A 26170-nucleotide genomic window follows, 5' to 3' on the forward strand; every position below is an offset into this window, starting at 1 on the left:
GTTGCCCGAGGGGCTCAGTCCTCGGTGAGACCGAGCCGGAGGTACTCGCTGGCGTAGGTGCCGGTGAGCAGCAGCGAGGCGTAGCGAGCCACCTCGCTCGGCGCCTCGGTCGTCACCTTCTCGACCCGGACGCCGCGGGAGGTCGCCGCGGCCTGGAGCCGGCCGCGCTGCTCGCGGACCACGGGGTCCTCGGCGCCGTCGTCGAGCACCAGCAGCACCGGCCGGAGCTCACCGCCCTCCCCCGCGAACGGGTCGTCGAAGACGTCGCGCTCGCGGGCCGCCTCGAGGACCGGCAGCAGGTGCTCGGCGTCCCCGGCCAGGGCGGTGCGGCCGCTGGCCCGGCGGATCGACTCGGCCACCCGACGAGCGGCCCGGGCGGCCAGCACCGACCCGCCCCACACGAGGGGGTTCGCGTCGGCCAGCGCGATCGCCAGCACCTTCGCCGGGTTGACGGCCAGGTCGCGGTACGGCGAGCAGGCGGTCGCCACCTCGTCGAGCGCGGCGGCGACCTGCTCGGGGTCCGCGGCGGGACCGAGCGAGACCCGGTCGAGGAAGGTCAACATGGCCACGGCGGTCGCGAGCTGGTCGGCCGTCGCGGTGGGCAGGATCGTGCTCCACCGGCCGGCGGCGTGCTCGGCGACCAGGGAGGCGGACGGGCAGGCGACGACCACCTGGCAGCCGCGGCGTACGGCCTCGGCGACGGCGGACGCCGTACCGGTGTCGGAGCCCTCGGGGGCCAGCACGACCACCAGGTCGAGGCTGCCGGCCCAGCCGGGCAGGGCCGGCCCGGGCCACGCGACGAACGGCACCGGGCACCACGGCTCGAGCACCGCCCGCAGCAGGCGGGAGTCGGGACCCGCCGCGATCACCGCGCGCGGTCGGGCCTGCGAGAGGCTGCGGGAGACCGCCTCCTCGATCGCCTCGGCGGCGGCACCCACCTCACGGCGGACCCGCGCACCGGACTCCGCCAGTGTGCGCAGCCGCAGGTCGGCCGCACCGATCGCGGTCTCGTCGTCCAGGCGGGACTCGTCGAACCAGGTCGCCATGGGTGGTCCGCCCGCCCTCAGGCGGGGGTGCGGGCTTCGTCGACGAGCAGGACCGGGATGCCGTCGCGGACCGGGTAGGCCAGGCCGCACTCGCCCTGGCACACCAGCTCGTCGGCGACCGGGGCCAGCTGGCCGCGGCACTGCGGGCACACGATGATCGACAGCAGCGCCGGGTCGAGCTTCGCGGCCGCGCCGCCCTGCTCGCTCACCGGGCGCTCCGGATCTTCGTGAGTACCTCGTCGCGCATGGTCGCCATGGTGTCGTGGTCCTTCCCCTCGGCGTTCAGCCGGAGCAACGGTTCGGTGTTGGAGGGCCGCACGTTGAAGACCCAGTCCGCGTGGGACACCGTAAGCCCGTCGAGGCGGTCGGTGCTCACCCCGGGGCGTACGGCGTACTCCCCCTCGAGCGCGGCCATCATGCCCACCTGGTCGGCGACCTCGGAGTTGATCTCGCCGCTGACTGGGTAGCGCTCGTACGACGCCAGCAGCTCCGACAGCGGCCGGTCGGTCTCGGCGAGCGCGGCCAGGGTGTGCAGCGCGGCGAGCATGCCGGAGTCGGCGCGCCAGAAGTCGCGGAAGTAGAAGTGGCCGCTGTGCTCGCCGCCGAAGACCGCGTCGGTCTCGGCCATCGTGGCCTTGATGAAGGAGTGGCCGACCCGGGTGCGAACGGGCTTGCCGCCCAGCTCCGTGACGATCTCGGGCACGGCCCGCGAGGTGATCAGGTTGTGGATGATCGTCGCGCCCGGCTCCTTGGCCAGCTCGCGGGCGGCGATCAGCGCGGTCAGCGTGGACGGCGAGACCGCCCGGCCCAGCTCGTCGACCAGGAAGCACCGGTCGGCGTCGCCGTCGAAGGCGAGCCCGACGTCGGCGCCCACCTCGAGCACCTTGGCCTGCAGGTCGCGCAGGTTGTCGGCGTCGATCGGGTTGGCCTCGTGGTTCGGGAAGGTGCCGTCGAGCTCGAAGTACATCGGCACGATCTCGACCCGGTCGGCGCCGAGCCGCGCGAACACGGCCGGCGCGGTGTAGCCCGCCATGCCGTTGCCCGCGTCGACGACGACCTTCAGCGACCGCCCCTCGACCGGCGCGAGTGAGAGCAGGTGAGCGGCGTACGCCTCCAGCACGTCGTGCTCGGAGACGTCGCCGGGGACCGTGGCGGTGACCGGTCGCGGCGTCACGACCAGGTCGCGGATCTCCGCCAGACCGGTCTCCAGCCCGATCGGGACGGCGTACGCGCGGCACATCTTGATGCCGTTGTACTCGGCCGGGTTGTGGCTGGCGGTGAACATCACGCCGGGGTGGCCGAGGTGGCCGGAGGCGAAGTAGAGCTGGTCGGTCGAGGCGAGGCCGATCAGGATGACGTCGGCGCCGGCCTCGGTCGCACCCTCGGCGAACGCGCCGGCCATGCCGGGCGAGCTGGGTCGCATGTCGTGACCGACCACCACGGTCTCGGCCCCGACCACCTGGACGTAGGCCCGGCCGGTCGCGCGGGCGAGCTCCTCGTCGATCTGCTCGGGAACCAGTCCGCGGACGTCGTAGGCCTTGAAGATGGCGTGGACGTTGGCGGGGTCGAGGGTGTCGGCCATGCGCCGCACCCTAGCGGGGACGCGCAGCGGACCCGCTGACGCGGGGTGACCCGTTCGCCGAGTCAGCACTACTGGTGCTGACTCGGGCCTCCACTTCTGCTGACTCGGCGAGGTGGTGGCGGATCAGTCGGTGCTGAGCATCCGGAGGTGACCTTTGCGACCGGTCTCACGTCCGGTCTCCTCGGCCGGGGCGGTCCGCGGGGGCGGGACCGGGCGAGCGGCCTCGCGGACCGCGTCGGCCAGCGCGAGCAGGTCGTCGTTGGACGGGCCCTGCGCCTTCGGGTCCGGAGCCAGCCGGAGCACCTCCCACCCGCGGGGTGCGGAGAGCCGCTCGGAGTGCGTCTCGCACAGGTCGTAGGCGTGCGGCTCGGCGTACGTCGCGAGCGGGCCCAGGACGGCCGTCTGGTCGGCGTACACGTACGTCAGCGTGTTGACCGCGGGACGGCCGCACGCGGTGCGCGAACAGCGACGGGTGGGACTCACGCGGCAGACGGTACCCCCCGTCCGGACCGGCCCCGATTAGGCTCGCGGCGTGGACAGGCCCGGCACCCGACCCCCGGAGCGGAAGCGGCGCACCCGCGACCGCCGCGGACGCGGCATGCGCGGTCCCGGCGTCCTGCCTCAGCACCCCGGGACTCCCGCGCTGCGGACCGGGCGGGAGCGCTTCGACGATCTCGTCCTCGGCATCGTGACCGAGGTCGACGGTCGCTGGCAGGACCGCCTCGGGCTGGTGGAGTACGCCGTCGAGGACACCCCGCAGGTGCCCGACGACTGGGACTCCGCCACCGTGCCGCTGTCGTCCCTGGTGCGCGGCACGGGCGGCGACCCGACCCGGCTGGTGCTGTTCCGCCGGCCGATCGAGCACCGCTGCGAGACCCGCAGCGACCTGGAGGCGCTGGTCCTCACCCTGGTGGTCGAGCAGGTCGCGGAGCTGCTCGGCATCGACGCCTCCGAGGTCGACCCGCGCTACGAGGGCGACGACTGACGTCAGGGCAGTCCGGGCCCGACCTGCGGGACCAGCCCGGCGGAGGTCAGGTCGTGCAGCCGGAGCACGGTCGAGCCGGTGCCGGTCACCAGCACGGCGCCGAGCACCGAGACGCGCCGCGGCGTCACCTCGACGACGACGGCGCTCGACGGCAGGTCGAGGGTGCCGCCCGCGCCAGGGGTCACCTCGACCTTCTCCCGCGCGACCTCGCGGCCCTCGGCGTCGCGGGCGACCACGCCGACCACCCCGACGCCCGAGGCGTCGGCCAGCTGCAGCTGCTTGCGCCCCTCGGGCACGACCGCGACCGTCCGAGCGGTCACGGGCTCCGCGGGCATGGCGTGGGAGACGTCGCGCCGCACCACGCTCCGCAGGCTGGCCGTCACCGGGCCGGTGGCGCTGACCTGGACGCCGTACGTCCCGTCCGCCGTGGCGGTCCCCAGCTGCTCGGAGAGCGTGACCCGGGTCGTGGACCGCGGGGCGATCCGCACCTCCTCCAGGCCCTGGGGGGCGAAGACCGAGTCGGCGGTGACGAACCGCAGCTCGGCGCGGAGCTCGTCCTCGCCGGGGTTGGCCAGCACCAGACTGCGTCGGCCCGCCCCGGACGGCACGCCGAGGAGCGTGCTCGTCGGCTGCGCCTCGGCCTGGCCTCCGAGCCAATCGGTGGTCGGCTCCGCCGAGCCGAGCCGGTCGTCGGTGTCCTCGACCGAGGCGGTGAGGCGACCACGGGTCGTCGTGACCTGCAGCGCGAGCTCGCCCTCCTGCGGAAGCAGGCTCCCCAGCTCCAGGCGCCGGGTCGCACTCCCCGGGACGAGCACGCCGCGCAGCTCGGGCGCGTCGACCGCACCGGCGCTGCCGAGTACGACGACGTCGGCCACCGCGGGTCCGGTGTTGGGATTGACCAGCTCCAGCACCGAGGAGTGCCGGGCGCCGGCGCCGACGCCGGTGAACCACTGCTCGGCGATCGGCCGAGGACATTCCGTGGCGGCCAGCGGCGTCGTACCGCTGCGGCCGGCGACCAGGCCCGGCGCGAGGTCCCCGGTGGCCCGGACGACGGCCGACCCGCTCACCTCGAGCTGCGCGGAGCGACCGGCCTCCAGGGTGGCCTGGTCCTCGCCGATGCTCACCTCGCCGGCGGCGTCGTCGGCGTTGGCGACCCGGACGCTCGGCGCGCCGGGCAGGCCGGTGGGACAGCCCAGGGTCGCGCTCGTCAGGCCGGTGGTCGTGGGTGGGCGCTGCGATCGCTCGACGGGCTCGGTGCCGGCCACGGCCAGCAGCGCCAGGACGAGCACGGGGAGCAGCACCGCGAGCAGCACGGTGACGTCGACGCGTCGACCGGACGAGCTCGACCGACTGCGGCGGCCGGGAGCGGGAGCGTCGGTCACGGCTGCCTCCTCCAGTCCGTGGTGGGGGCGCAGAGGACGAGGACGACGACGATCGCGAGCCCCTGGACGACCAGCAGCACCACCCGCAGCCAGGAGCGGGGTCCGGCGACGGCCTCGGGGTCGAGGGCCTGCTCGACCTGCCAGGCCCGCGTCGACCGGTTCTCGGCGCTGGCCTGCACGAGGCCGGCGGTCGCGTCGAGGGCGCCGGCGACCTCGGGGTCGGCCGGGCTCGGCAGCACGACGTACTCGATCCCGTAGTCGGCGAGCGCGGCGACCTCGGTGCCGGTGGGCCGGGAGACCAGGGTGCGGACCACCTGGGTCAGCTCGTCGTCCTCGGGCGTCAGGGCGAGCACCTCGTCCTCGCCGAGGGTCACCCCGTCGCCGCGTCGTACGACGTAGTCGAGGCCGGTCGCCACGTCGCCGCGGACCACGAGGATCCCGTGCTCGGGGCCCGTCTGCGAGCTCTGGACCATGTACGCCGGGATGCCACCCTCGGCCTCGGTGCTCAGCTCGTCGTGACCGCCGGCCGCGAACCAGCCGAGGCCGACCAGCGGGACGAGCGCCGCCGCGACCGCGAGCACGGCCGTCGCGACGCGGGCGAGCATCGGCCAGCCGTCGCGGCGGGCCGCGAGCACCAGGCCCTGACCGCCGAGGGTCGCCGCCACGATCATGATGCCCTGCAGCATCAGCAGGGGGAAGCCGGTGGCCGCGGGCGCGGAGATCGCGGCCAGGTCGAGCGTGATCGTGGACAGGACGGCGGTGGTCGCGGCGGTGACGAGCGCGACGACCCAGCAGACCAGCACGGGGATCCGGGTCGCCCGGGGCACCAGGGCCAGGACGGCGAGGACGGGGAGCACCAGGCCCGCCCAGGCGGGCGCGCCGAGCTCGTGGAACCGGCCCGCCAGCAGGTCGAGGCCGGACGCGGTGAGGCCGGGGAGCCGGCCGGTGTCGAGCAGCAGGCCCTCCGCGGCGCGCTCCAGCACCGCCGGGATCCACCACGGCGCGAGCAGCACCGGCACGATCCCGACCGCGGTGGCGGGCGGCCCCCAGACCGACCGGTCCCGGACGGCCGAGCGGACCACGAGCGTCGCGGTCGCGACCACGACGAGGCCGACGACCACGGCGAGCAGCCAGGCGACCGAGGCGAAGGCCGACACGCCGGCCAGCAGGAGGCCGACGCGCCAGGCGGCACGCCACCGGCGGTCGGCGTCCGGGTCGGCGAAGCCGAGCGCGGCGTGGACCAGCCAGGGCAGCAGCGCGCCGGCGACGACCAGGCCCAGCCGGCCGTCGCCCCAGGCGCCGCTCACCGCCGGCACCAGGGCGTACGACGTCGCGCCCCACAGGATCAGCCAGCGCGGCGCACCCTGCGGCGAGACCAGGCGGCCCACCACCCGGAGCAGCCGCCAGGCGCCCCAGAGCGCGACCGGTACGGCGAGCAGCAGCACCGCGCTCACTGCGGCACCGGCACTGCCGAGCAGCAGCGTGGCGAGCAGCGCCAGCGGCAGGACGTACGCCGGGGCGGGGACCGCGGTGCCGATGCCGAGCGGGTGCCAGGTGGCCAGGTGCAGGTCCCACCAGTCGCCGGCGGAGTCCGGCGCCGGGGAGAGTCCGCCGCCGGAGACCCGGCCGACGGCCTCGCGAGCCGCGACCAGCGCGATCACGACGAAGACGGTCAGCAGCAGCGCGACCGGGTTGGTGAAGAAGCGGGCGACCAGGCCGGTGTCCTCCCCCAGCGCGTCCTCGTCGTCCACCGCGACCCGCCGGGCCGCGAACGAGGAGGGGTCCGCCTCCGCCTGGGCGGCGCGCCGACGCTCCGCGACGTCGGCCGCCTGGTCGGTCGCCGCGGCGAGCAGGTCGCCGAGGAAGTCGAGGCCGTGCCGATAGGGCAGCCACCAGGGCGCGAGGAGCCGGCGTACCTCCTCGTGCTCGGCGACCCGTCCGGCCCGGCGCGACCTCCGGGCGGCGCGCAGCTCACCGGGACGGGAGTAGACCGAGACCAGCGCCGCGAGCTCGTCGAGCGCCTGGCCGACCGAGCGGACGAGCAGGAAGCCCAGCACCCGCAGGACCGTCCCGAGCGCCAGCCGCACGACCTGGAACGGCAGCGCGCGCCCGGGTGCGTTCGCCAGCAGCGTCCACAGCGCGGCCCGACGCTCCTGGTAGTGGGTGTGCCGCCCGGTCAGCGGCGTACGCCGGACCCCGCGGTGGGCGGCCTCGGCGTGGAAGACCACGGCCTGCGGCACCACGAGGGTGCGGTGCCCGGCCTGCGCGGCCCGCCAGCCGAGGTCGAGGTCGTTGCCGAACATCGGCAGGTGCGGGTCGAGCCCCCCGAGTGCCTCCAGCACCGACCGGCGCACCAGCAGGCCGGCGGTGTTGACGGCCAGCACCGTGCGGACCTCGTCGTGCTGGCCCTGGTCGTACTCGCCGCGCTCCAGCCCGGTCTCCCGGCGCCCGGTCGCCGAGATCGTGACGCCCAGCTCCAGCAGTCGGCGCAGCGAGGGCCACTCGCGCAGCTTCGGGCCGAGCAGGTCGGCGCCGGGGTCCTCGTCGGCGGCCGCGAGGAGCGCCTGGAGGCAGGTCGGATCCGGGTTGCTGTCGTCGTGGAGCAGCCAGACCCACTCGGGTCCGTCCCCGTCGACCGGCCCGAGCGCGTCGAGCCCCAGCCGGACGGCCTCGGGGTACGACGTGCCGCCGCCGACGCGTCGTACGGCACCGAAGGCCTGCTCGACCAGGTCGGCGCTCTCGTCCTTGCTGCCGGTGTCGATCGCGACGACGCGGTCCACCGGGACGGTCTGGCTGCGGATCCCGTCGACGACGGCCGGCAGCCAGCGGGCACCGTCGTGGCTGACCAGCAGCACGGCGACGGAGCGAGGACCAGGCACGGTCCCCGACCCTAGAGGGTCCGAGAAGGGACCCCGAAATGAGAGAAGGCCCCGGGCTTCGACCGGGGCTTCCTCTCAGGTGGTGCTCAGACTGCGCGCTTCTTCAGCTTGCGTCGCTCCCGCTCGGAGAGCCCGCCCCAGATGCCGAAACGCTCGTCGTTCATCAGTGCGGACTCCAAGCAGTCGTCGCGCACCTCGCAGGTGAGGCAGACCTTCTTGGCCTCCCTCGTCGATCCTCCCTTTTCGGGGAAGAACGCTTCGGGATCGGTCTGAGCGCACAGGGCGCGCTCCTGCCATCCCGCTTCTTCCTCGGCGTCCCCGTCGAGGAGAAAAAGTTCTCTCACGGCCCTCGCCCCTTCTTCGTCGACCCAGCGACCCGGTCCTGCCCGACCCAACATCCTCACAACACTGGTGGAATTACATGCCTGTCGTACCCACTTAGTCAAGCGCGCATCTGGTATGGCCGTCACCGGCCCGGACCCTCGTCCCGGTGCTGGTCCCGGCACGGTGGGCGACGACGCGGTGAGGGAGAGTAGGCGCATGCAGAACATCACGGTCCTGTCCGGGGGCATGGGCGGCGCCCGATTCCTGCAGGGGCTCCTCCACGGCATCGCCTCCGGGACGCTCCCCGGTGTCGCCGCCGACGCCACGGTGACGGTGGTCGCCAACACCGCCGACGACCTGTGGGTGCACGGTCTGAAGGTCTGTCCCGACCTCGACACCGTCATGTACACCCTCGGCGACGGCATCGACCTCGAGCGGGGCTGGGGCCGGCGCGAGGAGACCTGGAGCGTCAAGACCGAGCTGGCCGAGTACGGCGTCGAGCCGACCTGGTTCGGGCTCGGCGACCGGGACGTCGCGACCCACCTGGTCCGCACCCAGATGCTCGAGGCCGGCTTCCCGCTCTCCCAGGTCACCGAGGCGCTGTGCCGACGGTGGCAGCCCGGGGTCACCCTGCTGCCGATGACCGACGACCGGGTCGAGACCCACGTCGCGATCGCCGATCCCGAGTCCCCCAGCGGCCGCCGGGTCATCCACTTCCAGGAGTACTGGGTCCGGCTGCGGGCGTCGGTCCCGGCCGAGGCCGTGATCGTGGTCGGGCTCGACGACGCGACCCCCGGCCCCGGCGTGATCGACGCGATCACCGACGCCGACCTGGTCGTGCTGCCGCCGTCCAACCCGGTCGTCAGCGTCGGCACCATCCTCGGCGTGCCGCGGGTGCGCGAGGCGCTCACCGCCACCAGTGCGCCGGTGGTGGGTCTGTCCCCCATCGTCGGCGGGAGCCACGTGCGGGGCATGGCCGAGCAGCTGCTCACCTCGATCGGCGTCGAGGTCAGCGCGGCCGGCGTCGGCCTGCACTACGGCGCGCGCTCGGCCGGCGGGCTCCTCGACGGCTGGCTCGTCGACGAGCGCGACGCCGAGCAGCTGGGCCGGCTGCACGAGGCCGGGCTGGCCGCGGCCGCCGTACCCCTGATGATGACCGACCACGACGCCACCGCGGCGATGGCGAGCGCCGCGATCGAGCTGGTCCGCCGGTGAATCGACTCGAGGTCCTCTCGCCCGACGGCGTCCCGGAGGTCCGCGCCGGCGACGACCTGGCGACGCTGCTGCTCGGTGCGCTCGCCGACGACGGCGTCGGGCTGGCCGACGGTGACGTCGTCGTCGTCACCAGCAAGGTCGTGAGCAAGTCCGAGGGCCGGGTCCGCAGCGGCGACCGCGAGGACGCGATCGCCGCCGAGACGGTCCGGGTCGTCGCCCGCCGCGGGCCGACGACCATCGTCCGGACCCGGCACGGCCTGACCATGGCCGCCGCCGGCATCGACGCCTCGAACGTCGAGCTCGGCTCGATCGTGCTGCTCCCGGAGGACCCCGACGCTTCGGCCCGGGCGCTGCGCGCCACCCTGCGCGAGCGGACCGGTCGCAACGTCGGCGTGATCGTCACCGACACCGCCGGGCGCGCCTGGCGCGAGGGACAGACCGACATCGCGGTCGGCGCCGCGGGGCTGCTGGTCGCCGAGGAGTACGCCGGCCGCACCGACCCGCACGGCAACCCGCTGGCCGTTACCGCGCCCGCCGTCGCCGACGAGCTGGCCGGTGCGGCCGAGCTCGCGCAGGGCAAGCTCGCCGGCCGGCCGTTCGCGCTGGTCCGCGGGCGCGCCGACCTGGTGCTGGCGCCGGGCGACGACGGGCCGGGCGCGGTGGCCCTGGTCCGGGCCGAGGGCGGCGACCTGTTCGGCTTCGGTGCCCGCGAGGCGGTGGTCCGCGCCCTGGTCGGGGAGCCGGCCGACCGGACGCCGTTCGGGGCGCCGGCGAGCGCCGAGGAGCTGGCCGACGCGCTGCGGCTCGTCACCGGAGCCGTCGTACGCCCGGCCGACGGCGGGCTGCACATCGAGGCACCTGGCGACGGTGCCGTGGCGGTCCTGGCGTTCGCGCACGGCTGGGTGGTCCGTACCAGCGACGGCTCGTCCGTTGCACATCTCCTACCGCTGGGTCCGTAGACTCCCGCCTGGACCCCACCGCGGCAACGCCTGGACGTCCCTGTGCCGCCCACCGACCGCGAGGAATGCTCAGCCGTGGCCAAGACCCCGAAGTCCGCCAAGTCCGACCGCCAGGCGGTCATCGACGACATCCGCAAGAAGCAGAAGGGCGCCGAGAAGCGCCGGGGCTTCGCGATCGTAGGAGTCTGCGCCGCCGTCGCACTTCTCATCATCGGCGCCGCCGCGTACGGCCCACTGAAGGACAAGTGGGACGAGCGCGAGTACTCCGACGTCGCGCTCAACGAGATCGGCGTGGCGGCCGACACCTGCCAGGAGATCACGACGGTGAGCGCGGTGGGCTCCGGCGACCACGTCCAGGAGACCCAGCAGGTCACCTACGACCACTCCCCGCCGGCGTTCGGTGCGCACTGGAACGCGATCGGCTCGCCCGCGCCGTTCGAGCGGAAGTTCTACACCGAGGAGGACCGCCCCGAGCTGGAGTCCCTGGTGCACAACCTGGAGCACGGCTACAACATCATCTGGTACGACGACACGATCGCCGCCGACGACGACGCCATCAAGGACCTGCGCGCCATCGCGAAGAAGTACGCCGGCACCGGCAACTTCCGCCAGAAGGTCATCGTCGCCCCGTTCACCAAGGACGACGACAAGGAGAGCGCCGGGGACTTCCCGAAGGGCCAGCACATCGCCTTCACGCACTGGTCCGTCGGTGGGGTCGGCGCGGCCGACACCACCAAGCAGGTCGGTGTCTGGCAGTACTGCGGCAAGGTCTCCGGCGCCGCCTTCGAGAAGTTCACGATCGACTACCCGTACCTCGACTCCCCCGAGCCGAACGTCATGTAGCTCGCGAGACGGTCTGCCGACGAACGGCCCCGGTGGCGATGCCACCGGGGCCGTTCGTCGCTTGAGGGGTGCTCGCTGGGTTCGTCGCGGCAGGCTCGGCAGTCGCAGCTTCATCACGGTATGCAGGTGAGTTCGCACCTCCCATGGTGGGTACACCGTGGGAACCGCAGGCTCGTCTGCATACCGTGATGAGCCTGCGACTCCTGGTGCGCAGCTCCCTCCGCCGGACCATCTCTCGCCCACAGGCTCCCCCCGGGCCTCGATCTCCACAGGCGAGCTCGAGCGGCGCGTCGAGAAGGGCGATCTGCCCCACGCTCGACCCATGGATCCGCTCCACATCATCGCCGGCAGCCAGGGCTTCTTCACCCGCCAGCACGCGCTCCGTGCGGGGTTCGACGACCGTGAGATCGCGGCTCAAGTACGCCAGCGACAATGGACCCGCTTCCGACGCGGCTACTACGCGATCACCCCCATTTGGGACTCCCTAGACCCTCGCGAGCGCCACCTGGTCCGCGCTCGCGCCGTCCTCGACTCCCTCGGCGCGGCTGTCGCGCTCAGCCACGTCTCCGCCGTGCTCGCGCACGGCGTCGTCGACTGGGGTCTCGACCTCGATCGCGTCCACGTGACCCGACTGGACGGCGGAGCGGGCCGGGTCGAGGGTGACGTCGTCCACCACGAAGGAGTCTGCATCGACGGCGACGTCGTCGAGGTCGACGGGCTCCTGGTCGTCCGGCCGGAGCGCTGTGTGCTGGAGGCAGGATCGATGGCGACCCCGGAGGTCGCCCTCGCTCTCTTCGACGATGCCCTGCGCCTGGGTCTCTTCGACCACGAGACGCTGATCGAGTGCCACCAACTCCTTCAGTTCTGGCCCCGGATGCGACGCCTCCACGTGCCCGTTCACATGGCCGACGGCCGCTCCGGCTCGGTGGGGGAATCGCGTGGCCGTTGGTTCTTCCGCGCCGAGGGCGTGCCGGCTCCCGCGCTTCAGTTCGAGGTGGTCGACGAGACGGGCAGCCTCATCGCGACCTGCGACTGGGGATGGCCCGGCCACGGACTGCTCGGCGAGTTCGACGGTCGCCTCAAGTACGGCCGCCTGCTGGCTCCGGGTCAGGAGCCGGGCGACGTGGTCTTCGCCGAGAAGCGGCGCGAGGACCTGGTGCGCGAGATCACCGGATTCCGCATGATCCGGATCGTCTGGAGCGACTACGACCGGCCCCGGTTGCTCGGGAAGCGGGTTATCAGCGCACTCCGGCTCGCCGGCTGAGCTGCTGAGCGGCGACCCGTCGCACTGTCACACCCGTCGCAGGTTCATCACGGTATGCAGGTCGGTTCGCACCTCCCATGGCGGGTACGCCGTGGAAACCGCAGGCTCGTCTGCATACCGTGATGAGCCGGCAACCCGCCCGCCCGCAAACCCATCGAGCGACCCGCTCAGGTCAGGTCGGAGCGCCCACTCTCCTTGAGCGCGGCCACGATCTGCTTGACCTCCTGGGCGCGAGCGCGCGTGGTGACGAGCAGCGCGTCGGGGGTGTCCACGACGACGATGTCGTCGAGACCCACCACCGCGATGGTGCGACCGCTGCGCGGGATGACCAGCCCGGTGGAGTCCAGGGCGTGCACCAGGGCGTCGTCGCCGAGGACGGCGGTGTCGACGGAGGCGTCCGCGAGGAGGGTCGCCAGCGAGTCGAAGTCGCCGATGTCGTCCCAGCCGAAGGACGCCGGGACGGTCACCACCCGGCCGGAGGCGGCGGCAGGCTCGGCGACGGCGTGGTCGAGCGCGATCTTCGGCAGCCGGGGCCAGGCCTCCTCGAGCAGGGTGGGGTCGGCGGCGATCGCCCGCAGCTCGGCGGCGAAGGCCGGGTCGCCCTCGGCCAGCAGGTCCAGGAGCACCGTCGGCCGGACCACGAACATGCCGGCGTTCCAGCGGTAGCGGCCGGAGGCGAGGTAGCCCTCGGCGGTGTCGCGGGCGGGCTTCTCCACGAACTCGACGACCCGGTAGGCGCCGTCGTGGCCGGCGAGGTCCTCGCCGAGGTGGATGTAGCCGAACGCGGACGACGGGAAGGTCGGCTCGATCCCGAGGGTGACCAGCCAGCCGTCGCGCGCGGCGGCCGCCGCGGTGGCGACCGCGGCACCGAACGCCGCCTGGTCGGCGATCACGTGGTCCGCGGCGAAGGAGCCCATCACCGAGTCCGGGTCGCTGCGCTCGAGCAGCGCCGCGGCCAGGCCGATCGCGGCCATCGAGTCGCGCGGCGAGGGCTCGCCGAGGATCGAGGCGGACTTCAGCAGGTCGAGCTGGTCGACCACGGCCTCGCGGTGCGCGGCACCGGTGACCACCAGGAACCGGTCACCGACCAGGGGCGCCAGCCGGTCGTACGTCTCCTGCAGCAGGGAGCGACCGCTGCCGGTGAGGTCGCGCAGGAACTTCGGCGAGGAGGACCGCGAGAGCGGCCAGAGCCGGGTGCCGGCGCCGCCCGCGGGGATCACCGCCCAGAACCCGTCGATCTCGGACAGCATGTCTCCCCCGGTCGTCATGGCGAGGAGCCTAGGGGGTCCCCGACGTACGCCGGTGCCTAGTCTGGCCGATGTGACGACCTTCTCCCAGCTGCTCGCGAACCAGCTCCGCCGCGAACCCGGCCGCCCCCTGGTGACCTTCTACGACCACAGCACCGACGAACGCGTGGAGCTGTCGGTGACGACGTACGCCAACTGGGTCGCGAAGGTCGCCTCACTGCTCGTGGAGGAGCACGACCTGGAGCGCGGCGCACGGCTGCGCGTCGACCTGCCGCCGCACTGGCTGGGGCCGGTGTTCCTCGGCGCCGCGTGGACCGCCGGCCTGGTCGTCACCGACGAGGAGACCCCGGACGCCGTGGTCTGCGGCCCGGACACCCTGGCGCGCTGGACGCCGCACGCGGCCGAGCTGCCGGTCCTGGCCTGCTCGCTGCTGCCGCTCGGGGTCCGGTTCCGCGAGCCGCTGCCGGCCGGCGTCCACGACGTCGGGATCGACGTCTGGTCGCAGCCGGACTCGTTCATCCCGTGGGACCCCGCGACCGGCGACGACGCCGCACTCTCCTGGGCGGGCCGCACCACCACCCAGGCGGAGCTGTGGGCGGCAGCCGCCGCCGGGAGTCACCTCACCGACGGCGGCCGCCTCCTGTCGGAGGCGAACCCGGCTTCCCCACCGGGGATCGCCTCCTTCACGGAGCCGCTCGCGAGGAGCGGCTCTCTGGTCCTGGTCGCGCACGCCGCGCCGGAGCGGCTCGAGACGACGTACGCCGCCGAGCGCGCCACGGCACGCTTCCCACGCACTGTCGACCAGGACTGATCAGGGAAGGAACGGGCTCAGCCCGCCAGGTCGAAGGCCTTGGCCCCCGCCCCGATCCGGATCGGGGCGCCGACCCCCGCCGTCGAGCCCGGCAGCAGGTAGAGCCGGCCGGACGTCCTCGCCCGGACCACCACGTCGGCGTGCCCGGTGAGCTCGACGTCGGAGATGCCGATGATCCAGTCGTACGGCCCGAGCTTGACGCCGGGGACAACCCGTTCGAAGGTCAGGCCACCGGGGCCGTTGCCGGCGTAGGAGATCAGCTTCCCGCCCCGCCGGATCAGGGTGTCCGGTGACCCGTCCGCGTCCCACTTGCCGATGCCGACCTGGGACCTCGCGGAGATGGCCTTGCGGGCGACGTAGCTGGCGCCGAGCGCCGCCGAACCCCGGCCGGGCCAGAGCTTCATCGTGCTGCCGCTCTGACCCATCAGGTCCGGGAAGCCGTCGCCGGTCATGTCGCCGACCGCGGCCAGGAGCTTGACGCCCCTGAACCCGCTCCCGATCCGCACGGCGCCGGGGAACCTGCCCTTGCCGTCGCCGAACAGTGCGACGAGCACTCCGGACTTGCGGCGCATGATCACGTCGCCGAAGCCGTCGCGGTTCCAGTCACCGGCGTTCAGGAGCGTGTCGGCGCGACCGACCCGACGGCCGGCGGCCCTCGGCTTCCCCATCTTCAGCTTGCCTGCGTTGAGGCTGATCGGCCAGACCATCAGCTGCTTGTCCGAGGCCCGGCGTACGACGAGGTCCGGCTGCGCCGTACGGGCGAGGTTGGACTCGAGCTCGCGCCCGCTCCAGCCCTGCTGGGCCGCCGCGGCCAGCGCCCGGATCTGCGGGATCTGGGCGTAGAGGTACTTGCCCGGGCAGGCCGTGGAGCCCGCGTCGCGGTGCCCGCTGATCGCCTGGAAGACCTTCGGCCCGACCTGCTGGCTGGTCGAGGCCGCCGAGACGCCGTGCAGCGAGAGCTTCCACGCGAACAGGGCGCCGTAGGCCTGCACCATCGCCGCCGTCGGCTGCACGACGTCGAAGTTGCCGATGGCCGACATCGCGAACGAGTAGTCGTTGTAGCCCAGGGTGTGCGCGCCGACCACCGGACGGTCGACGCCACCGGCGCGGCCCTCCCAGATCCGGCCGAACCGGTCGACGAGATAGTTGTAGCCGACGTCGCTCCAGCCCCGGGACTTGGTGTGGTAGGCGTAGATGCTGCGCAGGATGCCCGGGACCTCGGCCCTGCTGTAGTCGTTCGCGTTCACCGTGTGGTGGACGTAGCCGGCGTGCACCTCGTAGTAGCGCAGCGAGCTCTTGTCGCGCAGCCGCTCGTCGGCGCCCCACTGGGCCCGCGAGTAGATGGTCGGGCTCGGTGTGAAGCTCGCCGCCTGCAGCTGCAGCCCGGTCTCGACCCCCTCCTCGAGAACGTCCTCGGCACCGGCGGCGGGGGCCGCCGGAACCTCGGGGGCCGGCACGGCGGTCGGCGCCGGGACCGGCGCAGCGGCAGCGGACGGGGCGCTGGGGAGCTCGGCGGTGTCGATCGCCGCCTTCTCCAGCTCCTCGCCGGAGGCGACGCCCGGGTCGACGACGGCGAGCTTCATGTCGGCGGGCAGCGTCCCGGTCTCGGACGTGACCTGGACCTGGACCTGGTCGACGTCGCCGACGATCAGCTCGTCGGTGCCGGGACGAGCCCGAGCGGCCTCCGCGCTGTCCGGGTCGGGCGCGTGCTCGTCGTGGTAGGTCAGCGGCTTCCACTCCGACCACGCGCCGGCTTCGAGCGTCCGGACCTCGAGGCTGATCTCGTCGTCGGGGACCTGCTCGTCGTGCGCCCAGGTGACGCCGACGGTGCCGTAGCCCGTGACCTCCTGCGGGGTGCTGACGAGCGCTGCCCGGCCGGCGCCGGCGGCGCGCTCACGGGCCTGCAGCGCCGGGGCCTCGACGGCCTTGGCGCGAGCGGACACCGTCGCCTCGGGAGCGGTCAACGGGACCTCCTCGACACTCGCCTCGACCGGCGCGGTCGGCACGAGGGAGGCCTGGGCGGACGCGGCGGTGTACGCCGCCAGGGCGCCCGTCGACGACCCGGAGGAGCTCCCCGCGGGGTCGGTGTGGATCACGTCGAGCGTGACGACGCTGGCGGCGGGGGTCAGTACTGCGAGGACGACACCGAGCGCCAGCAGCTGCTGGCAGGCGGTGACGAAACGGGTCTTGGAAGCAGGCATGCGGGGGTCCTTCTAGTGCGCGGGGAAGTTCACACGTGACGCAACTTTCACATGAGTAACAGGCCCGGGGAAGAAGGACTGAGTAACTACAATCGTGTAATTTCCAGTCGACACGCCGACGTTTCCGAGATTTGTCAAGCCGATGCCTGGTCCGGACGCGCGAAAAACGCCGATCCGGCACGCTGTTGCGTGCCGAACCGGCGTTCTCGTGGTGAACGTCTTGCGAGAGGTGGGTGGGGTCTCGATACGCCCCGTCGCGACCTCCTTCGTCGGTCGCGGGGGCTACTCGACCTGGCGCTGCTTCCTCGTCCTCGCAGGCTCGGACGAGGCGCGCACAGGACGAGGCGCGCTCAGATGTCTGAGGCGAGCTCCTCGTCGACCTGCTCCTCGGTGTCGGGCTCCTCGCCGGCGTCGTCGTAGTGGAGGTACCGGATCCCCTCGGCGACGTCGCCGTCGAACCCGACGCGACCCTTCTCCAGCACGATGACCCGGTCGCACATCTTGCGGACCGAGCCGGCGGAGTGCGAGACGTAGAACATCGTGATCCCGCTCTCGCGGATCTCCTGCATCCGCTTCATGCACTTGCGCTTGAAGGGCCGGTCCCCCACCGCGAGCACCTCGTCGGCCACGAAGATGTCGCAGTCGACGTGCACGGCCACCGAGAACCCGAGCCGGGCGAACATGCCGGAGGAGTAGTTGCCGACCGGGGTGTCCAGGAACCGGCCGACGTCGGCGAAGGCCGCGATGTCGTCGAACTTGGCTTCGGTCTCCTGCTGGCTCATGCCGAGCATGGCGGCGTTCATGTAGATGTTCTCGCGCCCGGTGAGCTGCTGGTGGAAGCCGGCACCGGTGGCGATCAGGCCCGAGATCCGCCCGCGCGTCAGCACCTGACCCTCGTCGGGCTTCATCACGCCACAGATCAGCTTCAGCAGGGTGCTCTTGCCCGAGCCGTTGAGCCCCATCAGCCCGATCGACTGGCCCTGCGGGACCTCGAAGGAGACGTTCGACAGCGCCGCGAAGGTGTCGCTCGTCTGCTGGCCGTGCATCCGAGCCATGATCTTCTTCTTCAGCGTGCGCTGGTACTGCAGCGAGAACTGCTTCGAGACGTCGTCGACGACGATCGAGGTCACGCTCACGTCATCATCTCCGGGACCTTGCTCTCGTACCGCGTGAAGACCCACTGCGCGACGACGAGGAGGACGAGCCCGATCGCCAGCATGATCAGGCCCCGCGACCACAGGTCGTCGGGGAAGGACTCGGCGTACGTCGTCTGGTCGGTCGTGGTGTACCAGAAGCCTCGCTGCATCAGCAGCACCGCCTCGGTGGCCGGGTTCATCATGTAGATCGTGTGCCCGATGCCGCCGCCGAACTTGGCCTCGATCATCGAGTAGGGGTACATCATCGGCACCGTGAACGGCAGCATGTTGATGAAGGTCTGCACGATCCGCCCGAAGTCGCGCAGCAGCACGTTGAACACCGAGAACATCAGCCCCATCGCCGTGCCGAACAGCATCACGATCGCGAACCCCAGCAGGGCGGCCGCGAAGCCCACCAGATCGGGGTCCCAGCCTGCGATCACGCAGGCGCCGCTGAGGATCACCAGCTGCGGGAGCGTGTGGTAGAGCGAGACCAGCATCGAGGCGAACGGGAAGAGCTCTCGGGGCATCGCCATCTTCTGCACGACGCCCTTGTTCTTCAACAAGGAGCTGGTCCCCGAGGTGATGGACTCGGTGAAGTAGTGCACCAGGACCATCCCGGCGAACAGGTGGATGGCGAAGTTCTCGACCCCCATGCCGCGACCCAACACGAGGCCGAAGACGAAGTAGAACGTCAGGAATCGGACCGCGGGGTTGATGTAGGACCAGGCCAGGCCGAAGAACGACCGGGCGTAGCGCGCCTGGATCTCCCGGCGCACCATCAACCGCAGCAGGTACCGGCGCCGGAAGACCTCCAGCAGGCCGCTCGTGGTCCCCGGCGGTGCGAGCGGGATGTGCTCGAGGTGGTGGCGCTGGGCGACGGTCTCAGTCATCGGTGCCCGCATTCGGCTCGGCACCCGTCCAGGGCGCGAAGGTCTTGTCCCAGGTCTCGGGCGAGGTGATCTCGCCCAGCTTGTCGCGGTACTCCCGCGACAGTCGGGGCCACTCGCGCCGCATCCGCTCGTGGATCTCCAGCGTGTGCTTGAGCTGGTCGCGGTACTGCTCCGGGTCCCGCCGGTAGAGCGCGGCCGACGTCCCGTCGTTCATGGAGACGATGGCGGAGTCGAAGGCCGCCAGGCGGTACCACTTGGCGTCCATCGCCCGCACCTCCGCCTCGGGGTGGGTCCGGGACAGCTCGCGGGCCGGCTTGAGGTGCCGCACCGGGGCCAGGCCCGCCGTGATCAGGCGGGAGAGGCGACTCGGGACCTCGGCGATGTCGCGACCCTTGCGGGCCTGCTTCTCGCGCCGGACCGGCGGGAAGTCGTCGAGGTCCTCGTGCAGCTGCGCGTCGAGGTACTCCTTGCGGAACGCGTTGATCTCCGCCAGCCGGGTCGGCAGCAGCTCGTGCAGCCGGTCGGGGCCGGCGAGCACGTCCTCCAGGGCGAGGTGCCGGATCGCGACCGTGGAGTACTGCATCGAGACCAGGTGCGCGATCGAGTGGTTGAGGTTCTCCCGGATCAGCCGCCCGCCCCGGGGGTACGTCGAGTGCAGCAGGGCCGCGACGAAGCGGTTGCGGACGTGGAAGTAGGCCTGCCAGTCGAGGGCGTCGTTCTTGTCGACCCACGGCACGTGCCAGACCGCGGCGCCGGGGAGGGTGACCGTCGGGAAGCCCGCCGCCTTGGCCCGCAGGCCGAACTCCGAGTCGTCCCACTTCAAGAACAGCGGCAGCGACAGGCCGATCTCGTCGAGCACGACCCGCGGGATCAGGCAGGAGAACCAGCCGTTGAAGTCGACGTCGACCCGCTTGTGCAGCCAGCGGGCGGAGCGGATGTTGCGGGCCGCGAGGTCCCAGTCCTTGTAGCCGTCGGTCGGCGTCTGCCACCAGAACCGCCACGGCTGGATGATCTCGCCGAAGCTGTGCAGGCTGGAGCGGGAGAACAGGCTGAACATGTGACCGCCGACGATCGTGGGCCGGCGGGCCAGGTCGCCGAAGGTGACCGCGCGGATGATGCCCTCGGTCTCGCACACGACGTCGTCGTCCATCATCAGGGCGTACGTCGCGCTGCCCTTGCGGACCGACTCCAGCTGCCCGCGGGCGTAGCCGCCCGAGCCACCGAGGTTGCCCTGCTCCACGATCCGCAGGGTGTCGCCCAGGGCGGCGACGGCCTTCGGGTAGAACTCCGAGTCGACGACCTTGTCGCTGCCCTGCTCCATCACGAAGACCGTGTCGAGGTAGGGCTGCAGCTCCTCGGCCGCACCCATCTGACCCAGCAGCTTGGCGCAGAAGTCGGGCCGGTTCATGGTGGTGATCGCGATGTCGGCGGTGCCGTGGGCGGCTCGGTCCGCGGGGACCTCCGCGGTCCACTCGGCCGATGCGACGACCACGTCCTCGTCGCTGGCGACCACGTCGTACCAGTACCAGCCGCCGTCCACGAACGGCTTGAGGGTCAGGTCGAAGGTGAAGGTGCCACCGGCCGCCGACTCGGTGGTCGCGGCGTCGATGCGCTGCGAGCGGCCGTTGGCCGTCGACTTGTAGACGAGAACCGTGGCCCCCCGGCCGACCAGGTTCACCGTCAGGGCGACCTCGTCGACGACGGTCCAGCGCCGCCAGTAGCTGGCCGGGAAGGCGTTGAAGTAGGTGCCGAACGAGACGCGCTCCCCCGACTTCACCCGGAAGGCGGTGCGCGACTCGATCTGGTCGGGGTGCAGCGACCGGCCGGTCGAGGTCGACTGGCGCAGCGCCGCGTTGTTGAGGTCCTTGGCGGCCTGGTTGCCGCCGACCTCGTACTTGTCGGCGTCCAGTCGCGCGTCCTCGGGGTCGAGGTAGAGCGCGAGGACGTCGAAGTCCCGGTCCAGCGGCATGATCTGCCGCTGCAGCAGCCTCGTGGCCATGCCCGTACTGGTGGTGCTCACTCGTCGACTCCTCCGCTCGTCAGGGGGGCACCCTCCGCGAAGTGCGGCCTGAGCTTGTTCTCGAACATGGAGAGGGCCGAGCCGATCGCCATGTGCATGTCAAGGTACTGGTAGGTGCCCAGTCGGCCGCCGAAGAGGACCATCGGCTCACGCTTGGCCAGCTCGCGGTACTTCAGCAGCTTGGCGCGGTCCTCGGCGGTGTTGACCGGGTAGTACGGCTCGTCGCCCTCTTCGGCGAACCGGCTGTACTCATGCACCACGATCGTCTTGCCGGGCAGGTAGGTGCGCTCGGGGTGCAGGTGCTTGAACTCGAGGGTCCGGGTGTACGGCAGGTCCGCGTCGTTGGCGTTCACGACGCCGGTGCCCTGGAAGTCGTCGACGTCGAGAGTCTCGGCCGCCAGGTCGATCGTGCGCCACGACAGCCGACCCTCGCAGTTGTGGAAGTACTCGTCGACCGGACCGGTGTAGACGATCGGGACGTTGCCCTTGAGCTGCTCGGCCACGCCGTTCGAGGCGTCCAGGAAGTCGGTCTCGAGCCGCACCTCGATGTTCGGGTGTTCGGCCATCCGCTCCAGCCACGCGGTGTAGCCGTCGACCGGCAGCCCCTCGTAGGTGTCGTTGAAGTAGCGGTTGTCGAAGGTGTAGCGCACCGGCAGCCGGGTGATGATGTCGGCGCTCAGCTCCGTCGGGTCGGTCTGCCACTGCTTGGCGGTGTAGCCCTTCACGAACGCCTCGTAGAGCGGTCGCCCGATCAGGCTGATCGCCTTCTCCTCGAGGTTCGTCGCGTCCTCGGTGGCGATCTCGCTGGCCTGCTCCGCGATCAGCGTGCGAGCCTCGGCGGGGGTGTGCGACTTCCCGAAGAACTGGTTGATCAGCCCGAGGTTCATCGGGAAGGAGTAGACCTGGCCCTGGTAGCGGGCGAAGACCCGGTGCTGGTACCCGGTGAAGTCGGTGAACCCGTTGACGTAGTCCCAGACCTTCTTGTTGGAGGTGTGGAACAGGTGGGTGCCGTACTTGTGCACCTCGATCCCGGTCTCCGGGTCGATCTCGCTGTACGCGTTGCCGCCGAGGTGGTGGCGGCGCTCCAGGACCAGGACCTTCAGCCCCAGCTGGGTCGCGCAGCGCTCGGCGACGGTCAGGCCGAAGAAGCCGGAGCCGACGACGACCAGGTCAGGGAGATCAGCGGTGGACACGATCCGTCAGTCTACGGAGGATGGCGGAAGCCCCCGCATTCCACGCGCCGAGCGAATGGCGTGGATCACGTTGCGTGCCTCACCCCGCCCACCGCGCAGCGGACTGAGCGCCACGACGACCGCCGCCACCAGCCAGGGCTTGAGTCGGACCAGGGCGTTCTCGCCGTACCGGAAGTGCACGACGAACAGGTTGCGGTACATGTAGAACCCCTTCCAGCCCGACAGGTCGTGCTGTTGGTCGAAGTCCAGCTGGCGCACCAGGACCGCGTCGCGGACCCCCCAGATCCGGTAGCCGGCCCGCCGCGCGCGGATGGCCAGGTCCACGTCGTCGTAGAAGATGAAGTACGACGGGTCCGGCAGCCCGATCCGGTCGATCACCTCACGGCGGACCAGGAAGCCCTCGAACGCGACGTTCTCGAGCTCGACCCGCTCGGGCATCCGGCCGCGCTCGCCGTACGTCGTCTCGACCATGGCGGTCTTGGGCCGGACGGCCAGCGGGTTGCGCAGGTCGAAGCGGAGCGCGGCCTTCTCGACCAGGCGGCCGGAGCGGTCCTCGCGGACCGCCGCCAGGCAGGGCTCGTCGGTGGCCATCAGCACGCTCAGGCAGTCGGGGGCGGGGACGACGTCGTCGTCCATCAGCCAGAACCGGTCGAAGCCCTTCTCGTGGGCGATCTGGACGCCGAGGTGGAAGCCGCCGGCGCCGCCGAGGTTCTCGGCGGTGCGGAGCACGACCAGGCCCGGGTTGGTGGCGCGGGCCAGCACCTCGGGAGTGTGGTCGGTGCTGGCGTTGTCGATGACGACGATGCCGTCCGGGGTGCGCTCCAGCGCGGCCAGGCCGGCGAGCATCCCTTCGAGCAGGTCGGCCCGGTTGTAGGTGACGACCACGACGGCGACGGTCTCGGTGCTCACTTGAGGTACTTCCGGTGTCCGGTGAAGTCGCCGCGCAGGCCGGCGTACATCCCACGGGCGCTGAGCGCCAGACGGGCCGCGCTCGGGCGGGTGAGCGTGTAGAACCAGAGCGTCTTGGCGACGAAGGCCAGCGCGTGCGGCCAGCCGCGGTACGTGCGCAGGTTGACGAGGTTGTTGCGCGCCATGCAGTAGTGCTTCAGGTCGCTCGGGGTGTGGTTGTACGTCGTGCGCCCGAACGCCATCGGCGTGCCGAGCTCGCCCACGCTGGGGTGGCGGACCCGCGCGGCGGGGACCGTCGCGATGCGGGCCCGGGCCGCCTCGGCGCGCAGGCGGTACTCGTGGTCGTCGCCCCAGATGAAGAACTCGGAGCGGGGCAGGCCGATGCGCTCCACGAGCTCGCGCGTCACCAGCACGCCGTTGAACGGGATGACGATGCCGTCGAGCCGGCCGCCGCGCGCCGCGCGCTCGACGTCGGCCACCCGGTGGGCGACGCTCGCCGAGCCCGGGAGCCGGATCGGGAAGACCAACCTCTCGGGGTCGTCCTGGTCGACGACGACCGGCCCCCAGAAGTCCAGGTCGGGCTCGGCCAGGAGCAGCGCCAGGCAGTCGGGGTCGGGCAGCCCGTCGTCGTCCATCAGCCAGGCCAGGTCGGCGCCGCGCTCCATCGCCCAGGCCAGGCCGGCGTGGAAGCCGCCCGCGCCGCCGCGGTTCTCGGGGAGGATCCGGACCTGCACGCGCGGGTCGTCGTACGCCGCTAGCCACGGGCCGGTGCCGTCGGTGGAGGCGTTGTCGACGACCAGCACCTCCGCCAGCCGGTCGACCTCGCCCAGGCGGGTCAGCAGCCGCTCCAGCAGCTCCCGCCGGTTGAACGTCACGACGACTGCGACCACGCGGCGGGGGTCGTTCGTCGGCGCGGTCACGGCGACCACCCTAGGTCGGTGGTGGAGCAGGTCGCGCAGCGACCGTGTCGCACTGCTCAACCACCGGAGCGGGTCACATCCAGTTCATCGGGTTCACGGCGTCGCCGTTGGCCAGCACGGTGAAGTGCAGGTGGCAGCCGGTCGACCAGCCGGTCGAGCCGACGTACCCGACCACCTGGCCGCGGCGGACCCGGTCGCCGGGGCCGACGGTGTAGCGGGTGGCGTGGTTGTAGAGAGCCGTGAGGAACTGTCCGTTCGCACGGCCGACGTTGACGTAGAGCCGGTTGCCGTAGACCGAGGACCAGTACGCCTGCATCACGGTGCCGTCGGCGACCGCGCGCAGCGGGGTGCCGCAGCCGGCGCCGAAGTCGGTGCCGTCGTGCAGGCCCCAGTAGTGGTAGATCGGGTGCTCGCGGTAGCCGAACGGCGAGGTCACCCGGGCACCGGCGACCGGGGAGCTGAGGAACCCGTCACTCTGCCCGGTGAAGCCCCCGCCCCGACGCGCCGCACGGCGGGCCGCCTCGAGGATCTGCTCCTTGATCTTCGCCTCGCGCTTCTTCAGCTGGCGCAGCACCAGACGGTCCTGCCGCTGGGCGGCCCCGGCATCGCGGCGGGCGGCGCGGGCCTGGTCGAACAGCCCGGCGACCTGGGCGCGCGCAGTCGCGGCCTCGGCGGTGAGGGTCTGCATCGTCTCGACGTGGTCGGCCGCGGCGGCCTGCTGCTCGGCGACCGCCTGCTGCGCGCTCTCGACCTGGGTCTCGCGGACCCGGAGCAGCACCTCGATGCTGCGCAGCTCGTCGTACGCCGAGTCCTCCTTGGCGACCATCGTGTCGTTGGCCTGGACCCGCCGGAGCAGGTCGTTGGGGTCGTTGGCCTCCAGGATCGAGGCGAGCCCCAGCAGTCGCGGGTCACCCTCGGTGTAGAGGCCGGTGACCCGGTCGACGAAGCGGGCCCGCTGGTCGGTGACCGCCTGCTCCCCCGCGGTGAGGTCGGCCCGCGCCTCGGCCAGGCGGGCCTCGGCCTCGGCCAGCTTGGCGCGCAGCTCGGTGTCGCGGGCCTGGGCGGCGGTCAGCTTGCCGCGAGCGACGGCGTACGCGCCCTGGGCGGCGTCGAGCTCGGCCTGCGCGGCCTCGAGCCGGGCGGCGGCGCGGCGGACCTGCTTGCTGGAGTGCTCCAGGTCGTCGTGGGCGTGGTCCAGCTGCTGCTCGACCTTCTCCTGCTTGCCCTTGAGGTCGTCGTCAGCGGCCTGAGCGAGCGGGACGGCCGTCGCGCCGAGAGCGAGTGCGCAGGCCAGGACGGCAGCGGACAGGCGGGGGCGCGAGGCGCTGGGGAAGTAGCGCACCGGGTCTGCCTTCGAGATCGGGGAAGAGGGCGCAGCGACGGTAACCCGCGCGGATCAGACTTTGATGTATTTGCGGGTCAGCAGGAGTGTCGGCAGCAGGGTGAGCACCGGCCCGAGGATCGCGATGACGATCGCGGCGGTGGTCGCGTCGCTCCAGCTGATCCACGGGATGAACTCCAGCGTGTCGGCCAGTCGCCCCTCGACCCCGAAGTGGATCAGCCCGGCGAGCGCCCCACCGGCCAGCAGCACACTGACCGCGGCGATCACCACCGCCTCGAGCAGGAACGGCAGGGTGATGTAGACGGTCGAGGCGCCGACCAGGCGCATGATGCCGATCTCCTTGCGCCGGGCGAACGCGGCGAGCCTGATCGTGTTGGCGACGAGCAGCAGGGCGGCCACCACCAGGACGATGGCGACGCCGAGCGAGCCGTCGCGCAGGGTGTCGATGATGTCGAACATCGGCTCCACCAGCTCGCGCTGGTCGTTGACGCCCGCGACCCCGTCGAGGCCCTGCACCGAGCTGGTGACGCCCTCGTAGCGCTGTGGGTCCTTCAGCGTGATCCAGATCTGCTGCGGCATGTCGTCGGCGGTGATGGCGGCGTTCGGACCCTCGAGATAGTCCTCGTCGTACATCTCCTTGAGCTCCTCGAACGCCTGCTCCTTGGTCTCGAAGCGGGTGCTCTCGACCTCGGGGCTGTCGTCGATGACGGCCTGGACCGCGTCGATCTGGGCCTGGTCGGCCTCGGCCGCGCAGGCCGGGTTGCTCCGGTCGTTGTCCCGGCACAGCGTGACCGCGATCTCGAACTCGTTGCCGAACCGGTCCTCGACCAGCCGGGCCTGGTCGCGCAGCAGCACGCCCGCGCCGACCAGGGACAGCGAGACGAACAGGGTCAGGACGACGGCGATGTGCATGGACAGGTTGCGGCGCAGCCCCTGTCCGAGCTCGGTGAAGACGTAGCGCAGCTGCATGAGGGTGGAAGGACTCCTGGCTCGGGGGTACGGCGGGTCGCGGGCGGGCG

General features: G+C 72.1%; 23 protein-coding genes. 6 read left to right on the top strand and 17 right to left on the bottom strand.

Annotated elements, in window-relative coordinates:
- Positions 1–14 precede the first annotated feature (14 nt).
- The 4 genes from MUB56_RS23985 to MUB56_RS24000 all read right to left on the bottom strand — a co-directional run bounded on the left by MUB56_RS23985 (position 15) and on the right by MUB56_RS24000 (position 3111).
- The gene (locus MUB56_RS23985; protein ID WP_244929524.1) at positions 15–1046 is read right to left on the bottom strand and encodes an SIS domain-containing protein; all 1032 of its coding nucleotides are present in this window, start codon (positions 1044–1046) and stop codon (positions 15–17) included.
- 17 nt (positions 1047–1063) lie between these two features.
- Entirely contained in the window at positions 1064–1255 is a 192-nt protein-coding gene (locus MUB56_RS23990; RefSeq protein ID WP_244929525.1) for a Trm112 family protein, read from the bottom strand.
- Positions 1252–2628 carry a phosphomannomutase/phosphoglucomutase gene (locus MUB56_RS23995; RefSeq protein ID WP_244929526.1) on the bottom strand — a complete coding sequence of 459 codons (1377 nt, stop codon included), beginning with the start codon at positions 2626–2628 and terminating at the stop codon, positions 1252–1254. The genes MUB56_RS23990 and MUB56_RS23995 overlap by 4 nt, the downstream gene beginning before the upstream one ends.
- 123 nt (positions 2629–2751) lie before the next feature.
- Entirely contained in the window at positions 2752–3111 is a 360-nt protein-coding gene (locus tag MUB56_RS24000; RefSeq protein ID WP_244929527.1) for a DUF3499 domain-containing protein, read from the bottom strand.
- A 49-nt stretch (positions 3112–3160) separates the two neighbouring features.
- On the opposite strand from MUB56_RS24000, the gene MUB56_RS24005 reads away from it, so the two are divergent.
- Entirely contained in the window at positions 3161–3613 is a 453-nt protein-coding gene (locus tag MUB56_RS24005) for a metallopeptidase family protein (protein ID WP_244929528.1), read from the top strand.
- A gap of 2 nt (positions 3614–3615) precedes the next feature.
- Here the strand turns inward: MUB56_RS24005 and MUB56_RS24010 are convergent, their stop codons facing one another.
- The 3 genes from MUB56_RS24010 to MUB56_RS24020 all read right to left on the bottom strand — a co-directional run bounded on the left by MUB56_RS24010 (position 3616) and on the right by MUB56_RS24020 (position 8218).
- Positions 3616–4995 carry a DUF5719 family protein gene (locus tag MUB56_RS24010; protein ID WP_244929529.1) on the bottom strand — a complete coding sequence of 460 codons (1380 nt, stop codon included), beginning with the start codon at positions 4993–4995 and terminating at the stop codon, positions 3616–3618.
- Positions 4992–7874 (bottom strand): glycosyltransferase family 2 protein, encoded by a 2883-nt coding sequence (locus MUB56_RS24015; protein WP_244929530.1) that lies wholly within the window; start codon positions 7872–7874, stop codon positions 4992–4994. Before MUB56_RS24015 ends, MUB56_RS24010 begins: the two co-directional genes overlap by 4 nt.
- 86 nt (positions 7875–7960) lie before the next feature.
- A complete protein-coding gene (locus MUB56_RS24020; RefSeq protein WP_244932465.1) occupies positions 7961–8218 on the bottom strand; it encodes a WhiB family transcriptional regulator in 258 nt (85 codons plus the stop codon).
- 196 nt (positions 8219–8414) lie between these two features.
- On the opposite strand from MUB56_RS24020, the gene cofD reads away from it, so the two are divergent.
- From cofD to MUB56_RS24040, 4 genes are all read left to right on the top strand, one after another.
- On the top strand, positions 8415–9413 hold the full coding sequence (gene cofD / locus MUB56_RS24025) for a 2-phospho-L-lactate transferase (RefSeq protein ID WP_244929531.1): 999 nt from the start codon (positions 8415–8417) through the stop codon (positions 9411–9413).
- The gene (cofE, locus tag MUB56_RS24030) at positions 9410–10372 is read left to right on the top strand and encodes a coenzyme F420-0:L-glutamate ligase (RefSeq protein ID WP_244929532.1); all 963 of its coding nucleotides are present in this window, start codon (positions 9410–9412) and stop codon (positions 10370–10372) included. Before cofD ends, cofE begins: the two co-directional genes overlap by 4 nt.
- Before the next feature lie 75 nt (positions 10373–10447).
- The gene (locus MUB56_RS24035; RefSeq protein ID WP_244929533.1) at positions 10448–11215 is read left to right on the top strand and encodes a DUF3105 domain-containing protein; all 768 of its coding nucleotides are present in this window, start codon (positions 10448–10450) and stop codon (positions 11213–11215) included.
- A 322-nt stretch (positions 11216–11537) separates the two neighbouring features.
- On the top strand, positions 11538–12479 hold the full coding sequence (locus MUB56_RS24040) for a hypothetical protein (protein WP_244929534.1): 942 nt from the start codon (positions 11538–11540) through the stop codon (positions 12477–12479).
- Between the two features lie 167 nt (positions 12480–12646).
- On the opposite strand, the gene MUB56_RS24045 is transcribed toward MUB56_RS24040, so the two are convergent.
- A complete protein-coding gene (locus MUB56_RS24045) occupies positions 12647–13747 on the bottom strand; it encodes a sugar phosphate nucleotidyltransferase (protein ID WP_244929535.1) in 1101 nt (366 codons plus the stop codon).
- A 52-nt stretch (positions 13748–13799) separates the two neighbouring features.
- On the opposite strand from MUB56_RS24045, the gene MUB56_RS24050 reads away from it, so the two are divergent.
- A complete protein-coding gene (locus MUB56_RS24050; protein WP_244929536.1) occupies positions 13800–14537 on the top strand; it encodes a TIGR03089 family protein in 738 nt (245 codons plus the stop codon).
- Between the two features lie 17 nt (positions 14538–14554).
- On the opposite strand, the gene MUB56_RS24055 is transcribed toward MUB56_RS24050, so the two are convergent.
- From MUB56_RS24055 to ftsX, 9 genes are all read right to left on the bottom strand, one after another.
- Positions 14555–16738 (bottom strand): N-acetylmuramoyl-L-alanine amidase, encoded by a 2184-nt coding sequence (locus MUB56_RS24055; protein WP_244929537.1) that lies wholly within the window; start codon positions 16736–16738, stop codon positions 14555–14557.
- Positions 16739–17088: 350 nt separating this feature from the next.
- The gene (locus tag MUB56_RS24060; RefSeq protein WP_244929538.1) at positions 17089–17874 is read right to left on the bottom strand and encodes an ABC transporter ATP-binding protein; all 786 of its coding nucleotides are present in this window, start codon (positions 17872–17874) and stop codon (positions 17089–17091) included.
- On the bottom strand, positions 17871–18767 hold the full coding sequence (locus MUB56_RS24065; protein ID WP_244929539.1) for an ABC transporter permease: 897 nt from the start codon (positions 18765–18767) through the stop codon (positions 17871–17873). Before MUB56_RS24065 ends, MUB56_RS24060 begins: the two co-directional genes overlap by 4 nt.
- Positions 18760–20787 (bottom strand): glycosyltransferase, encoded by a 2028-nt coding sequence (locus MUB56_RS24070; protein ID WP_244929540.1) that lies wholly within the window; start codon positions 20785–20787, stop codon positions 18760–18762. The genes MUB56_RS24065 and MUB56_RS24070 overlap by 8 nt, the downstream gene beginning before the upstream one ends.
- Positions 20784–21980, bottom strand: a complete 1197-nt coding sequence (gene glf / locus MUB56_RS24075; protein ID WP_244929541.1) for a UDP-galactopyranose mutase — start codon at positions 21978–21980, stop codon at positions 20784–20786. The genes MUB56_RS24070 and glf overlap by 4 nt, the downstream gene beginning before the upstream one ends.
- Before the next feature lie 6 nt (positions 21981–21986).
- Positions 21987–22889 carry a glycosyltransferase family 2 protein gene (locus MUB56_RS24080; protein ID WP_244929542.1) on the bottom strand — a complete coding sequence of 301 codons (903 nt, stop codon included), beginning with the start codon at positions 22887–22889 and terminating at the stop codon, positions 21987–21989.
- Positions 22886–23809, bottom strand: a complete 924-nt coding sequence (locus MUB56_RS24085; RefSeq protein WP_244929543.1) for a glycosyltransferase — start codon at positions 23807–23809, stop codon at positions 22886–22888. The genes MUB56_RS24080 and MUB56_RS24085 overlap by 4 nt, the downstream gene beginning before the upstream one ends.
- A 73-nt stretch (positions 23810–23882) precedes the next feature.
- Entirely contained in the window at positions 23883–25151 is a 1269-nt protein-coding gene (locus MUB56_RS24090; RefSeq protein ID WP_244929544.1) for a M23 family metallopeptidase, read from the bottom strand.
- A 54-nt stretch (positions 25152–25205) separates the two neighbouring features.
- Positions 25206–26120 (bottom strand): permease-like cell division protein FtsX, encoded by a 915-nt coding sequence (ftsX, locus tag MUB56_RS24095; RefSeq protein ID WP_244929545.1) that lies wholly within the window; start codon positions 26118–26120, stop codon positions 25206–25208.
- Between the last annotated feature and the right edge of the window lie 50 nt (positions 26121–26170).

This window comes from Nocardioides sp. W7 (genome assembly GCF_022919075.1).
In the GTDB taxonomy this organism is placed as follows: Bacteria; Actinomycetota; Actinomycetes; order Propionibacteriales; family Nocardioidaceae; genus Nocardioides.

What these genes read in the sequence shown, in the direction of transcription:
- MUB56_RS23985 (WP_244929524.1), bottom strand. Translation starts at nt 1,046, where the DNA reads ATGGCGACCTGGTTCGACGAGTCCCGCCTGGACGACGAGACCGCGATC.
- MUB56_RS23995 (WP_244929526.1), bottom strand. Translation starts at nt 2,628, where the DNA reads ATGGCCGACACCCTCGACCCCGCCAACGTCCACGCCATCTTCAAGGCC.
- cofD (WP_244929531.1), top strand. Translation starts at nt 8,415, where the DNA reads ATGCAGAACATCACGGTCCTGTCCGGGGGCATGGGCGGCGCCCGATTC.
- MUB56_RS24040 (WP_244929534.1), top strand. Translation starts at nt 11,538, where the DNA reads ATGGATCCGCTCCACATCATCGCCGGCAGCCAGGGCTTCTTCACCCGC.
- MUB56_RS24045 (WP_244929535.1), bottom strand. Translation starts at nt 13,747, where the DNA reads ATGACGACCGGGGGAGACATGCTGTCCGAGATCGACGGGTTCTGGGCG.
- MUB56_RS24055 (WP_244929537.1), bottom strand. Translation starts at nt 16,738, where the DNA reads ATGCCTGCTTCCAAGACCCGTTTCGTCACCGCCTGCCAGCAGCTGCTG.
- MUB56_RS24065 (WP_244929539.1), bottom strand. Translation starts at nt 18,767, where the DNA reads ATGACTGAGACCGTCGCCCAGCGCCACCACCTCGAGCACATCCCGCTC.
- ftsX (WP_244929545.1), bottom strand. Translation starts at nt 26,120, where the DNA reads ATGCAGCTGCGCTACGTCTTCACCGAGCTCGGACAGGGGCTGCGCCGC.